The 14414-nt window shown below is 45.1% G+C and carries 11 protein-coding genes; 6 read left to right on the forward strand and 5 right to left on the reverse strand.

The features are described 5' to 3' along the window. The first annotated feature begins 66 nt into the window (after positions 1–66). Positions 67–963 carry a LysR family transcriptional regulator gene (locus OCU74_RS16445; protein WP_087481754.1) on the forward strand — a complete coding sequence of 299 codons (897 nt, stop codon included), beginning with the start codon at positions 67–69 and terminating at the stop codon, positions 961–963. Positions 964–973: 10 nt separating this feature from the next. On the opposite strand, the gene OCU74_RS16450 is transcribed toward OCU74_RS16445, so the two are convergent. After that, positions 974–1417: a DoxX family protein gene (locus tag OCU74_RS16450; RefSeq protein WP_087481870.1), complete on the reverse strand. Its 444-nt coding sequence runs from the start codon at positions 1415–1417 to the stop codon at positions 974–976. A gap of 281 nt (positions 1418–1698) precedes the next feature. Here OCU74_RS16450 and OCU74_RS16455 point away from each other — a divergent pair, with 281 nt between their 5' ends. Next, complete coding sequence (locus tag OCU74_RS16455; RefSeq protein WP_087481753.1) at positions 1699–2094, forward strand: hypothetical protein; 396 nt, start codon at positions 1699–1701, stop codon at positions 2092–2094. A gap of 219 nt (positions 2095–2313) precedes the next feature. Here the strand turns inward: OCU74_RS16455 and OCU74_RS16460 are convergent, their stop codons facing one another. After that, positions 2314–3963, reverse strand: a complete 1650-nt coding sequence (locus OCU74_RS16460) for a methyl-accepting chemotaxis protein (RefSeq protein ID WP_159457444.1) — start codon at positions 3961–3963, stop codon at positions 2314–2316. Positions 3964–4575: 612 nt separating this feature from the next. Here OCU74_RS16460 and OCU74_RS16465 point away from each other — a divergent pair. Both OCU74_RS16465 and OCU74_RS16470 read left to right on the forward strand, forming a co-directional pair. Beyond that, positions 4576–6015, forward strand: coding sequence for a PTS transporter subunit EIIC (locus tag OCU74_RS16465; protein WP_087481751.1), 1440 nt, complete (start codon positions 4576–4578; stop codon positions 6013–6015). Between the two features lie 35 nt (positions 6016–6050). Further along, a complete protein-coding gene (locus OCU74_RS16470) occupies positions 6051–7457 on the forward strand; it encodes a glycoside hydrolase family 1 protein (protein ID WP_087481750.1) in 1407 nt (468 codons plus the stop codon). Positions 7458–7790: 333 nt separating this feature from the next. On the opposite strand, the gene OCU74_RS16475 is transcribed toward OCU74_RS16470, so the two are convergent. Genes OCU74_RS16475 through slyA form a run of 3 tightly spaced genes read right to left on the reverse strand, consistent with a single transcriptional unit; the run spans position 7791 to position 10381 of the window. Further along, positions 7791–8825: a DUF2955 domain-containing protein gene (locus OCU74_RS16475; protein ID WP_087481749.1), complete on the reverse strand. Its 1035-nt coding sequence runs from the start codon at positions 8823–8825 to the stop codon at positions 7791–7793. Positions 8826–8838: 13 nt separating this feature from the next. Beyond that, positions 8839–9897, reverse strand: coding sequence for an HlyD family secretion protein (locus OCU74_RS16480; protein ID WP_087481748.1), 1059 nt, complete (start codon positions 9895–9897; stop codon positions 8839–8841). Positions 9898–9919: 22 nt separating this feature from the next. Further along, positions 9920–10381 carry a transcriptional regulator SlyA gene (gene slyA / locus OCU74_RS16485; RefSeq protein ID WP_087481747.1) on the reverse strand — a complete coding sequence of 154 codons (462 nt, stop codon included), beginning with the start codon at positions 10379–10381 and terminating at the stop codon, positions 9920–9922. Between the two features lie 510 nt (positions 10382–10891). Between slyA and OCU74_RS16490 the strand changes: the two genes are divergently transcribed. Continuing rightward, positions 10892–12481 (forward strand): carboxylesterase/lipase family protein, encoded by a 1590-nt coding sequence (locus OCU74_RS16490; protein WP_087481746.1) that lies wholly within the window; start codon positions 10892–10894, stop codon positions 12479–12481. Between the two features lie 330 nt (positions 12482–12811). Continuing rightward, positions 12812–14410 carry a carboxylesterase/lipase family protein gene (locus tag OCU74_RS16495; protein WP_087481745.1) on the forward strand — a complete coding sequence of 533 codons (1599 nt, stop codon included), beginning with the start codon at positions 12812–12814 and terminating at the stop codon, positions 14408–14410. Positions 14411–14414: the final 4 nt, after the last annotated feature.

The following is a 14414-nucleotide window of genomic DNA, read 5'->3' on the forward strand; positions in this document are numbered from 1 at the left end:
TTATTATCTATATGCATATACCCAAATGACCTCAAGATGCAGTTTCAGTGAGAATAGAGAATTTCTATGGATGTGAAAGTTTTTCGTACTTTTCTGGAATTAGCCCGGGTTCGCCATTTTGGCCGGGCAGCAGAAAATTTGTATTTGACACAGGCAGCGGTGAGTGCCCGCATTAAACAACTTGAAAGTTATTTCGATACACAGTTATTTACGCGGGATCGAAATAATATCAAGCTGACCTCTGCCGGAGAACGTTTGGTCGGTTACGCTGAAGTTATGGTGACCACTCTGCAACAGGCGAAGTTTGAGCTGTCACTGGAAAGTGGTAAGGCACTCCAGTTGACGATCGGAGGTACGCCAAATATCTGGGATGCTTATTTACAACATTGTCTGAGTAAGGTGACAGACGCATTTCCCGGATATGGTTTTATTGCTGAGGTCATGGGGCGTGAGCAACTGAGCCGTAGTTTACTTGAACGTACACTGGATATGGCATTTGTATTTGATCCGATTAAGACCGAAGAACTGCATTGCAGAAAGGTAACGGATCTAACGTTACTCTTTGTCTCAACTCAGCCTGGTTCTATTGACTCCGCTTTCCAACACCATTATGTCTATGTGGATTGGGGAGCAAAATTTGCCGCTGAGCATGCCGAGCGATATCCACATATTACGACTCCTTTTCTGCGCACATCAACAGCCAGAATCGCACTGGACTTTATTCTGGAAAAAGAAGGAAGTGCTTACTTACCGGCATCGCTTGTCGAACCTTTTCTCCGTACGCGTCAGCTCCACTGTATTGAGGGAAGCTCTGAATGGGAAAGACCGGTTTATCTGAGTTACCGGAAAAACAGTTCATCGGTAAATGCAATCGAGCAGGTTGAAAAGCTGGTTAAAGAAATTGACCCGCTTACAGCTTTTTCGTTGCAGCAAGCGGGTGAAATAGGCAGGAGTCAGGATTAACAATCAATGATTATTTAATAGCGCGAAGGATGGCTTGATCCAGACTGACTTTTCCTGAACCGGAGAAAATCAGAGAGACACAGATTGCCAGTAGCGCAAGTGCGTACTCGTACCCGTTGTTTGACAGGAACAAGCCGTTATTAATATGTACGGAAAAGATCGCAACAACCATGGTGAAGGCAGTGACGAATGCCGCGGGTCTGGTCAGCAGGCCAAGTAGCAGGAACATTCCACCGAAGAACTCTCCGCAACCGGCAAGGAATGCCATCAGGATTCCTGGTTCCATACCCAGTGATGCCATCCATTGTCCGGTTCCTTCAAGGCCGTAGCCGCCAAACCAGCCAAAGAGTTTTTGAGAACCGTGTGCCATCAGAATGATCCCAACCGGAACCCGCAGAATCAAAGGGGCAAACTGGGCATCAGAACTGAGAAGTTTACGCAAAAAGCTCATTATCAATATTCCTTATATCAGAAAATTCGAAATAGTTGTGTCATCTGTTAGGAATATTAGACGATGAAACAGGGCAATGATAAATGTTCCATTTTGGATGTATTTATTCAAAAATTTTGAACGAAATAAAAACAGCAAATGCAATGAGATGCAAATCCAGAGTATCAGAGTCTATACTCATCAATGATGGTAACGGATTCAATAACTGTCATAGGAGATTTGTGAGGTGATAGGTGCGTTTTTGTACTGAAATAGCGTACTCTGGCACGGAGGAGGAAACGGATATGCGAAAAAAGTTGAGATACTCCGTGAAGCAATGGCTGATAGTAATATTGTCTTCTCTGGTAACGTATGGATGTTTTCAGGAAGATCTGGAACATTGGCTGAATAAAGAAACTTATCAGTTTCGGGGCACCTATGAGAACCAGTACAATGCTGATTTAATTGCTTTTGAAGAAGCTAAAGTTTCTATCCATAGTGAAGGGCGATCGATGGTTGTTCCTTTTCAGGTGGATGGGAATTTTATTTATATTCAGGTCAGACAGAGCTCCAAAGAACACCGGGAAGATATTGTCATGCGTATTCATGGTGAAGGAGAAGTGCTGACATGTAATGCATGTGCAAAATATCATTTGAGTAACATATGGGTTCGGGTAAACCCGGAAGTTCCTGCAAAGTGACTGTCATGACATCGTATTGATGGACTCAGTCTCACTCCGTTTTCTTTCTTCACATTCATTTCATGATGTCGATGATACCCGGTGGCCTGAATCGTTGCCGGTAGCTCGTCTGTTTCCGCATCGATTTAAGCTGTAGTAGAGTTACTACAGCTTAAGTTTTTGGGTTGTCTTGGTATCTGATAATTTTCGCTGAAACTGCCTCGGACATATCGGTTTCATTCAGCAAAGTTTAAATAACGCTATTTGTTGTGACAGTTTCTGAATCGATAATGTGACCTCCTGAATCGAGGTATTAGCCTCAGATGCATTCGTTGTTACTTCTTTCGAGCTTTCACGCATCTGCTCCATATTGTTGTTGACCTGATTGACGACTACACTCTGTTCTTCGGTTGCTGCGGCAATCTGAACGGAGAAATCCGTGATGCTATTGACCCTCTCTATAATCAGATTCATCGCGGTTCCGGCTGAGTCTGTATACGTTGATGTTTCAATAGCTTTTTCTGTTCCTGATTTGATGGTTTCCACTGCTTTTTCTACACCGGCATTCAATTCTGACAGTGTCGTCTGAATACTCTGGGTTGATTCCTGAGTTTTCTGTGCCAGAGCTCGGACTTCATCGGCAACCACTGCGAAACCTCTTCCGGATTCTCCTGCCCGGGCAGCTTCTATGGCTGCATTGAGTGCCAGCAGATTGGTTTGTTCGGCGATTCCCCGGATGACGTCAACAACCGAGGTAATGCTCTGACTATCCTGTTCTAGCTTACTGATGACACTCGCTGCCCCTTCCATCTCCTGTACCAGTGCGGTTATCTGAGTAATCGCACGCTGAATTTCCTGATGGGAGTTTGTGACATCAGATCTTGCATTGTTGGATTCGTCTGATGAACGCTGAGATTGTTGGGCGACTTCTGAAATTGCAGTGTTCAGCTCAGAAATCGAGTGGGCGATGTCATCCAGAGCAGCATTCTGTTGAGTGGCGCTGGTGCCGGTTCTGGATGTCAGGTCTTGCAATTGATCGGCATGATTCCGGATTCCAAGTACTTCATCTTCAATGGCCAGTAACATATTTTGCAGATAACTGATGAACTCATTGGTTGCTTCGGCAAGCATCGATAGTTCATTGTTTCCGTCTACCGGTAGCCTGAGTGTTAAATCACCGCCGGAGTGACTCAGTTCTTTCATTTTTTCGGTCTGTGTCTGTAATCTGGAAGCGATCAGGCGGGGAATATAAAATAGAAACCAGAAACCGATGACAGAAGAGAAGACACAGGCAATGACTGTATAGGATTCCTGTTGTGCCTCCAGACGGTGAATATCTGCTGCGATTTCCTGACGGCGTTTTTCTAATTTTTCGCCAAACTTATCGTAGTAAGTCCGCAGTGTGGAGAACATCTGATCTTGATCTTTAGTCAGTAAAATATATGCCTGTTGATATTTGTTTTCACTGACCAGATGTACGATTTTTTCCGAGATATTTTTCCACTGATTGAAGGCCCGGATGTAAGTTTCATGTTCCTGAGGGATAAGTGTAATTCCGGCTGACTGACCAAGTTCCCGGGATTCCAGCATTCGGTCATAAGCCTGTTCCTGATTTTCATGATATGCATCGAACTGTGTCTGAGAATTCTGGCCCTGTGATGAAAGATAAACATAGTCGCGTAGTGCAACCGCTGATTGGTATAAGTCCCGATCTGCGTTCAGGACGGTAGTTGTTGCCGGGGAAATATATTTCGTCAACTTTTGTGTGTTTTGAGCGATCTGATGGTTTACCTTCAGCCCGATAGCGGAGATAACGATGAGAGCTCCCAATAAAAACAGGATGGGAGTGAGTATCTGATACTTAATTTTCCAGCCAGAAAAACGACCCATAACACACCCTCCATTTATTGATGTTTTTGTTATTAAGTGTTTGCTTATGTTAATATTTTTAAGCATAGCCGCTATGAGAGAAATTGGAGGTTCATGTACAAATAAAAATGCTGATTGTGAATAAAACCCTGTGCATTTGCCCGGTCAGATTACTGCAAACAGAAGGTGTGTATTGAGTAATTTCTACTGAAACATCATCTTGTAATAATTAAGGTGTCAATAGTGACAGGGGGGACTTGTGGACATAAACCTCTGTGATTCTGAAAGCCGGTTATTATTCATAGGTTCATATTGAATTATGTGAAATTATCTGATCCCTATCACAAACAGGGTGTATCTGTATTGTTTGTCTGAACAGGTGTCGGTATAAATATTACCAACAAATTGGATTGCTACTGCATTTATGCAGGCAAAACCTGACGTATACGGAACGAGTGCTACATTGGATGTTTCGGGATGTCAGGTTTTTTTATTGCTAAATTTTAGGATTGTTACCGCGAAAGCGGGCAAAACCTGAAGGATTCAACGAACCATGAGGTGACGTTGCTCTTTCAGGTTTTTTTTTGCTCCGGTTTTGCCGTTATGAATTGTAGAGAATGATGTGAGGCTTATATGGCTTATGAAAAACTTGCTGCCGAGATAGTTGAAGGAGTCGGAGGCGCTGCGAACATCGACAGCGTGATCCACTGTGCTACCCGGCTGAGATTTAAACTACTGGATTCAGCAAATACAAAGCGTGATGAGCTGAAAGAACACGGGGACATTATCGCTGTGGTCGAAAGCGGGGGACAGTTCCAGGTGGTGATTGGTAACCATGTCGGAGATGTCTTTGCTGCCATTCAGTCTCAGTTAAAAAATGGTGGTGTGGCTGTAGATGCAGACGTTGAAAGCCAGTCAACTGAGTCTGCAAGTAAAGAAAAGCAAGGAATTCTGAGCATATTCATTGATATTGTTTCCGGTATTTTTACACCGTTACTGGGCATTATGGCGGCTTCAGGAATTCTGAAAGGTTTGCTGGCTTTAGGAACTGCTTTTCAGGTCATGGATGCTGGCAGCGGAACTTATCAGATTCTGAATGCAGCCAGTGATTCATTATTCTTCTTCTTCCCGCTGGTTCTTGGTTATACCGCTGGTGCTAAATTTGGCGGCAATCCTTTTGTCACAATGGCTATCGGTGGTGCTTTAGTGCATCCGAGCATGATTGCCGCATTTCAGGCCCAGCAGCTTCCCGATGCTGCCGGGTTAGAGTTCCTCGGTATTCCCGTAACATTCATGAATTATGCATCTTCAGTGATTCCTATCATTTTTGCCGCGTATGTGAGTTGCAAACTGGAAAAATTCTTTAAACCGAAACTTCCTTCAGCAGTGACTAACCTGTTCACACCAATGTTGTGTATTTTGATCACCACACCGCTGACTTTTCTGGTCATTGGTCCGGCAGCGACTTGGGTCAGTCATATGCTGGCGAGTGGTTTTGAGTCTATTTATAATATGAGTCCGATGGTTGCCGGTATTGTGATTGGCGCTTTCTGGCAGGTGTTTGTTATTTTCGGTCTGCACTGGGGCTTTGTGCCAATCATTATCAATAACCTGAGTGTATTAGGCGCTGATCCTATTGGTCCGCTTTGTCTGGCTGCTGTTCTGGCTCAGGCGGGAGCATGTCTGGGCGTGTTCCTGAGAACTCGTGATACCAAAACAAAGGCATTGGCAAGTTCTGCATTTACGACCGGGCTGTTCGGTATTACAGAACCTGCAATTTATGGGGTGACTCTGCCGCGCAAACGTCCATTTGTTTTTGCATGTATTTCCGGTGGTGTTGGCGGCGCTATTATCGGCTTTTTCCAAACAAAAGTTTATTCATTCGCGTTACCGAGTATTTTAGCATTTCCACAGTATATTCCACCGTCAGGTGCTGTTGACATAACTGTGTGGGCTGCGATTGCCGGTGCAGTTGTCGGCATCGTTCTGGCAGCATTTCTGACGTTCTTCTTTGGGGAACCTCGTGAAGAGAAAAAAGCAGCAAATCATCTGGCAACATCTGTTTCTAAATAATACTATCGGTTTCAGCATTAAAAAGGAGCATAAGAATGAGTTTTAAATTTCCAGATTCTTTTCTGTGGGGCGGAGCAACAGCTGCCAATCAGATAGAAGGTTCACACCAAACCGATGGTAAAGGTTTATCTACGTCAGATGTTTGTCCGCAGGGCGCGTTCGGGGACATCGTTCCCCGCCAGCCAGGTGATTTCAATATTAAAGACCTTGCAATCGATTTTTATAATCGTTATCCCGAAGATATTTCGTTATTTGCTGAAATGGGGTTCACCACTCTTCGTTTGTCGATCGCCTGGAGCCGTATTTTCCCGAATGGAGATGATGCGGAGCCGAATGAAGCAGGCCTGGCTTACTATGACAAAATTTTTGCTGAGTTGGCAAAACACGGAATTCAGCCTCTGGTTACACTTTCTCACTACGAGATGCCGCTGAACCTAGCGGAAAAATACCACGGTTGGGCCAGCCGGGATGTGATCGGCTTTTTTGAAAAATATGCCAAAGTTGTTTTTGCCCGTTATGGCCATGCGGTGAAACTCTGGCTGACATTTAATGAAATCAATGTGACGCTGCACGAACCGTTTACCGGTTCCGGTCTGCCAAGAGATTGTGATGAGCAAACCCGTTATCAGGCAATCCATCATCAGTTAGTTGCCAGTGCTAAAGCGGTGAAAGCCTGCCATGAGATGATCCCCGATGCCAAAATCGGCAATATGATTTTGGGTGCGGTGCAGTATCCGCTGACCTGTAAGCCTGATGATGTTATGCATACGCTGACTCAAAACCGGGAATGGCTGATGTTCGGTGATGTTCAGGCAAGAGGATATTACCCAAGCTATATGACTCGTAAGTTTAAAGCGCTGGGGGTAGAGATTGACATTACAGAGGCTGATCGGGAAGCATTGAAAGAGACGATCGACTTCATTTCATTTAGTTATTACATGACCGGATGTGCCAGTGCTGATCCGAATGAGCAGGGTAAAGCAGATGCGAATATGCTGCAAATGATTGCTAATCCATATCTGAAAGCATCTGAATGGGGCTGGCAGATTGATCCGGTTGGACTGCGTTATCTGCTTAACTTCTTGTATGACCGTTATCAGTTACCTCTATTTGTGGTGGAAAACGGCCTGGGTGCTAAAGATGTTGTTAATGAAAATGGTGAAGTCGTTGATGACTACCGGATTCAGTATCTGAATGATCACTTGTTCCAAATCGGTGAAGCGATTCAGGATGGTGTTGAAGTGATGGGATATACCAGTTGGGGACCGATTGATTTAGTCAGTGCCAGTACTGCGCAGTTGTCTAAACGTTATGGCTATATTTATGTTGATCGGAACGACGACAATCAGGGAACGCTGGAGCGGAAACGGAAGAAAAGTTTCTATTGGTATCAATCCATCATTCAGTCTCAGGGTGAAAAACTGGCTTCTCCTGAATCTTAAAATATTGGCTACTGTCTGTTTGACGTATTTTATATGTCTTTTACATCATGTCGCTGCGTGATTGAAACTCCTGAGATCACAAAGTATTGGATTGAGTGTCGTCAGACCTCAATCCCTTTTTCATTTATACCAATCGCAGTAATTATCTGATTATTCTTGCTGGTTAAAAGACCCGGTGACTGCGTTAAAAATTTTTGCCTTACTCTCAATTTTTCCTACGCAATTTATGACCATTTAATCACTTTGACTGATATGATCTTCTCTGATTTTACAGTGTAAAGCGGTTCCTGCCTGATGATGGATATTTTGTCTTGCCGATCGTCTGACTTTTCATTAGTGCCCATACCGCGTTGCTTCGACGGAATTCAACATTCGGTGAATCAGATAGGTAACGATGAGTGTGGCAACAATGGCAAACAGAATACTACTGATTCGGTATAACGCATTGAATGTCAGGTCGCTGGTCGGTGTTAAATACTGGCCGAATAAAATACCTAATGTTGTTAGTCCACCAAATCCAACTCCAGACCCACTGGCTTCTTTCATATGTAGATAGCCAAATAGCATTGTGCCAATCCAAAGGAGTGGTATCACCAGAATTAGTTGGTTAGAGCGGTCATATAGCAGGATTTGACAGCATAAACCGAAGGCGACCCCTAAAATTGTGCCAATCGCTCTTTTCCTTGCATAGCCTAAAGCGCCATTCCAGTTCATCGGAAAGAGCAGTAGCAGGCTGGTGGACTGTGCAGACATCGAGTCACTGAGGTTGAGAGTCTGAAAGACCAGAAACGATAGCGTTGCCACTCCCGCTCCCAGAAGCGTTTCGTGCCGGATACGATGCGATCCTTTAGGAGACGATGGCTGTGGTGGTGGTTGTCTGGGCTCTGCATCTGGGATCAGGTAATGCATCAGATATGCAATACCAATAGAAAGGAAACTTGCCGTCAGGTTACTGGCAATCATATCGTTAATATCGGTTGTTGAATAGCTGGCAAAATGCAGCATGATACTCAGGTTCAGAACACTGTTTGCACCGAATAAAAACAAAGGTCCACGAGCCATACAGGCAAATTTAGCCAGAAACAGCAAAAAAGCAATGGGTGTCATGAGACCCGGATGAGTACCGAATAAACCGCCCAGCAAACCAACTTCCAGTGAACAGATGACGCCGGAAGCGATCATTTGCCGGGCTATATGTCCATTGAGTACCGGAATCATGCCGAGTAACAGCATCGGAACCACAGTAAAAAAGACCCCGAAACTCCAGCCGAAGAATTTACTGATGATGAAACCGAGGGTTGCTCCCAGAGCGATCCGCAGACACTGACGGAGATCATTTTCATTCAGCGGATGAGTCCACAAGCGCATCTTGTTCTCCTGATCAGTAGATGTAATGAAGCAGGCTTAATGCATGAATTTGCATGTGGGCAAACCAGGCAAACAGTGGCTGTTGTGGTATTAGCTGGACCGTTGCCCGGGCTCCGGTCGGTAAACTGTCAGGCAGGCTTCGGTTTAAGGAAAGATGCAGGCGGATACGCTGTGCATCTCTGACCCAGCGATTGGAGCTTGTCGGAGATGCAAGTGAACCGTTAGCATCAAACTGGCCACTACTGACACCGGCATCGATCGTACTGACGGTTGCGGTGTAAAGATGACCCGGATCCCGGTCAAAAGTAATAAGTGCCGGAGTATCGCGGCTGAAATTACGCAGGCTTTTTTCTCGGAAGTCAGCAATAATATCCAGCCCGGTATCGACCAGTGCAATTAAAGGGGTTCCTGTGTTTGCGAAGGTACCAACCATTAACTGCAGATTCGTAATCACTCCGTCATGTTCGGCTTTCACTTTTGTATAAGAGAGGTTGAGTTCCGCTTGCTGAAGGCGGTTTTGTGCCATTTTGACGGTAATATTTTCCTGATCTGTTGCGCCTCGACGGACCTGAAGTTCTTTCAGACGAGCCTGAGCGGCCATAAGATTTGCTTTCGTTGCTGTGGCGTTACTTAGCGCATCGTCCCGTTGTTGCTGAGAAACCCCATTACGGGTAAATAGTTTGTCTAATCGTTTCGCTTCCCGGACTTTCTGTACGACCAGAATCTGGTTGGCATCGACATCAGCCTGAGCTGCTGTGATTGATGCATCTAACTGTTCGTTATCCTGAATTGCTTGTTCCAGATCGATTTTTGCCTGTTCGACAGCAAGCTGATAGGGCGTCGGGTCAATCTCAAATAAGACATCGCCTTTGTGAACCTGCTGATTGTTACGGACATATACCTGAGTGATTTGTCCACTGATTCTGGGAGCAACTTTAGTAATGACACGGGTTGCCATTGCCTGCGGCGTGAGAGGCATAACGGTGTCTGCCAGCAGGAAATAGGCAAAAAGTACGATAAAAAGAGCGCTGGAGTATTTCACCCAGCGTGCAAATTTTTGATCAGGGGTCATGTGGTGAAACTTCCTTCTGTTTTTATTCTGGCTGATTCAGGTTTTCCTGAGCGTTATGAGCAATTTTTTCCAGAGTCTGGCTGAGCTGACTCAATTCGGCTTCGTCAATATTGCTGAGCAGGCAACGTCTGACGTGCAGTACTTTCTCTTCAATTTGTTTTAAAATGGCTTTCCCGTCATCTGTGAGCCGGACGATTCGGGCGCGTTTGTCATATGAGCAGCAGTGGCGCTCGATTAAATTCTGTTCTTCAAGCAGTTTCAAAGTTCTCATCAACGAACCGAGTTCAATTTCGAGTGCATCAGCCAGAGCTTTCTGACTGATGTTGTCACCGAGGCGTTGTAGTTTCCAGAGGGCAACCCAACGACTTTGAGTTAGGCCCAGTGGAGCAAGTTCTTGATCTGCTGCACTTTTCCACAGCCGGGCTACACGTGCGAGTTGTTCGGCAAGTGATAAGTTTTTCAGAATATTAAGATTGTCTACCATTCTTTGATTGTTTTGATTACTGAGCAGGCTTAGTAATATAAAGTAGTTAGCATGCTAAGTAAATATTTTTGATTGAAATCACAAAAAATAGTAACAATGTTGTTTGTTACAAGTGAAGATCAACCATGATCTGTTATGGACTTCACAGGGTAAGCGAGAAAAGTTTGAGTCGAAGATTGGATGTCATTAAATTGATTTCATAACTGGATTGTTACTGTTTTATATCCAAACAGCCTGAGTTTTATTTTTGAGGCAATTTGATATACGCAGGCAAAACCTGGCATTTCCTGAAGTTTCGTCTTCAGGGGCCGGGTTTTTTTATGCGTAAATTTAGCCTGAGATTTTTGTTATTCCGAGTTCCGCCGTTAGGAAATTGGTTTTATAAATAGTTGTTCTTTTTTATGTGTGATGTGAACAGAGCGTTATTTCGGCCTGGCAGTTCCGCCTTGTTTAAGGAACCGGGTAGGAAAATAAACGTTAATTCAATAGATAAGATGGAGAATACTTCAGATGAAAAAGAACCGCATATACATGCTGGCTCTCGCAATTGTGGGGGTGAGTTGCAATGTGTATTCACATGTAAATACCGTTGTAGAAACCGATTATGGACTGGTACAGGGCGAACAGAATGGCCCAGTGATTTCATATAAGGGAATTCCTTATGCGCAACCGCCAGTCGGAGAGCTCCGCTGGCGTGCACCGCAACCAGCAGAGTCATGGGATGGTGTTTTACAGGCAAAAGATTTTGCAAATGACTGTTTGCAGGCGTCATTTCCCGGTGATACCTCCCAGATGAATAATGAGAGGTCTGAAAACTGCCTCTTCCTGAATGTCTGGAAACCTGCCGAGCCGAGCCGGACACTGCGTCCTGTTATGGTGTGGATCCATGGTGGTGGCTTTGTTAATGGAGGTTCATCTGCACCGACTTATGACGGAACTTCGTTTGCTGAAAACGGCGTTGTGATGGTGAGTTTTAACTATCGTCTGGGACGTTTTGGCTTTTTTGCCCATCCGGCCTTAACTGCCGCACAGGAAGAGTCGGTACTTGGCAACTATGGTTTCATGGACCAGATCGCTGCACTGAAATGGGTTAAAGAGAATATTGCGCAGTTTGGTGGTGATCCGAATCGGGTGACGGTTGTCGGTGAATCTGCCGGAGGAGTGTCCATTCATGTGCTGTTAACATCACCATTGGCTGAGAATTTGTTTGATCAGGCAATTATTCAGTCAGGAGCCGGGCGGACCCTGAGTAGCCGCTATATTTCAAAAGAGAATGAAGAAACAGGTGCTGCACCTGCTGAGACTGCCGGTATATTATTTGCGAAGAAGTTTAATATCAGCGGTGAAGGGCCGGATACTCTGGAAGCTTTGCGGGCACTACCGGCTGAAGATGTTGTCAGTGGTCTGAATATGATGAATATGGGCGGCGATCCTACCTATTCAGGCCCGATGCGTGATGAAAAACTGATCATCGATCATCCTCAGAATATCTATTCATCCGGACACGCTTTAACTGTGCCGGTGATGCTTGGTGCGACAACGGCAGAGATTTCGAACATGTCATTGTTTCCGAGAGTCCCTGAAACGGTAGATGAAGCATTAGCGATCTTCGGCCCGTTTCGTGCGGAACTTGCCCGGTATGCCTATGGTGTGACCAATGATACGACGGTCATGGCACTCGCGCAGGATATTGGCCGTGATTCTGCAATGGTTGAGCCTGCTCGCTTTATTATGCGGGAAGCAGTTAAGCAGGGACAGCCTGTTTATGGCTATCGTTTTGGCTATGTTGCAGATTCATTGAAGCCGACTTCTGACGGTGCTGCCCATGCCAGTGATATTGCTTATGCATTTAATACGGTCAGAGCCCAATATCATGATGAATTGACTGAGTCGGATCAGGCAATGGCGGATATGGTTCACCAGTATTGGGTGAATTTCATCCGCTACGGTAATCCGAATGGCTTTGGTTTACCTTATTGGTCTCAGTACCGGCATTGGTATGAGAATTTGATGATGTTCTCGAATAGTGGTGTCAATAATTCCGGCATGGTCCGTGATCCCTGGAAATTACGATTAGATTTAATTGAATCGATCCGGTAAGTATCTGCGTGATGATCAAGGTATCACAATATAAGAGATGCCTTGATATTCTCAGCCCTTTTTCTTTCACAGTATGAACGAGGTCATTACACCGAATAAACGAATGTTTTACTCATATGCTCGTTATGGGGTGATTAAGCTGCTCTATCTATGATTATTGGCTAGAAGCATCGTATTTTATATTTTTGATTTTAATAAATAATAAATTGAAGTTCTTTTTTATGGGTGATGTTAATCGCATATTGTTTCATCTTTATTGACTGTTTAGTTATGGCAGAAGATGGATGAGATGGATGTGCATTTCAATCAATTGAGTGGAGAATATCTTAGATGAAAAAGAACCATATTTACGCACTGGCATTAGCGGTGCTAGGGATTAGTTGTAATGCGTATTCGGGAATGAGAACCGGGAATACGATTGTGGCAACCGATCATGGGTTGGTACAAGGTGTCCAGAACGGTGAGGTGACTTCGTATAAGGGGATTCCTTATGCACAACCGCCGGTCGGAGAGCTTCGCTGGCGTGCTCCGCAGCCAGCAAACCCGTGGGATAGTGTTTTACAGGCGAAAGAATATGGAAATGACTGTCTGCAGGCGCCATTTCCCGGTGATTCATCTCAGATGGATAACGGGATGTCTGAAGATTGCCTCTTTCTGAATGTCTGGAAACCGGCTCATCCAAGCCGGGCGTTGCGTCCGGTTATGGTGTGGATCCATGGCGGCGGCTTTGTCAATGGTGGTTCGTCCGCACCAACTTACGACGGTACTTCGTTTGCTGAAAAAGGCGTTGTGATGGTGAGTTTTAACTATCGTCTGGGACGCTTTGGCTTTTTTGCTCATCCTGCCTTAACGGCTGCGCAGGAAGAACCGGTGCTTGGAAATTATGGATTTATGGACCAGATCGCGGCACTGAAATGGATTAAGGAGAATATTGCACAGTTTGGTGGTGACCCGAATCAAGTGACGGTTGTCGGTGAATCTGCCGGGGGAATGTCTATTCATGCCCTGTTAACATCGCCGTTAGCTAAGAATTTATTTGACCGGGCTATCATTCAATCAGGATCTGGCCGGTTGAATTTTAGTGGTCGCTATCTTGATAAAGAAAGTCCGTCGGGCGAGGCTCCGGCTGAAGTCGCCGGGACGTTGTTTGCAGAAAAATTTAATATTAACGGGGAAGGATCGGATGCACTGGATGCTCTGAGAGCCTTACCGGCTGAAGATATTGTCAGTGGCTTGAATATGATGAATATGGGCGGAGATCCGACTTATTCCGGACCGATGATTGATGGTAAATTGGTAACCGCTCATCCTCAGGATATTTATTCATCCGGCCCTGCTTTGTCCATTCCGGTGCTGGTCGGAGCAACAACCGCAGAAATTCCGGTTATGTCACCATTTTCCTCGTTTCCTGAAACTGTCGATGAAGCATTGGCGATTTTCGGACCATTTCGCTCGGAGATTGCCAGATATGCTTATGGCGTGGAGGAAACGACTCCGGTCATGGGACTTGGGCTGAACATTATCCGGGATACAGGGATGGTTGAGCCTGCCCGCTTTGTGATGAAAGAAGCAGAGAAGCAGGGACAACCGGTTTATGGTTACCGGTTTGGTTATGTTGCTGATTCACTGAAACCAACATCTGACGGCGCTGCTCATGCCAGTGATATTGCCTACGCTTTTAACACGCTTCAGGCCCAGTATCATAGTGATGTGACTGAATCGGATCAGGCAATGGCTGATATGGTTCATCAGTACTGGGTGAATTTCGTTCGCTATGGTAATCCAAATGGCTCAAACCTGCCTTACTGGTCTCAGTACCGCAGCTGGAATGAGAATCTGATGATGTTCTCCAATAACGGTGTAAATGACTCCGGAACAGTACGTGATCCCTGGGAATTGCGATTGGATTTAGTTGAATCGATCCAGTAGTCCT

Source organism: Vibrio mangrovi (assembly GCF_024346955.1).
In the GTDB taxonomy this organism is placed as follows: Bacteria; Pseudomonadota; Gammaproteobacteria; order Enterobacterales; family Vibrionaceae; genus Vibrio; species Vibrio mangrovi.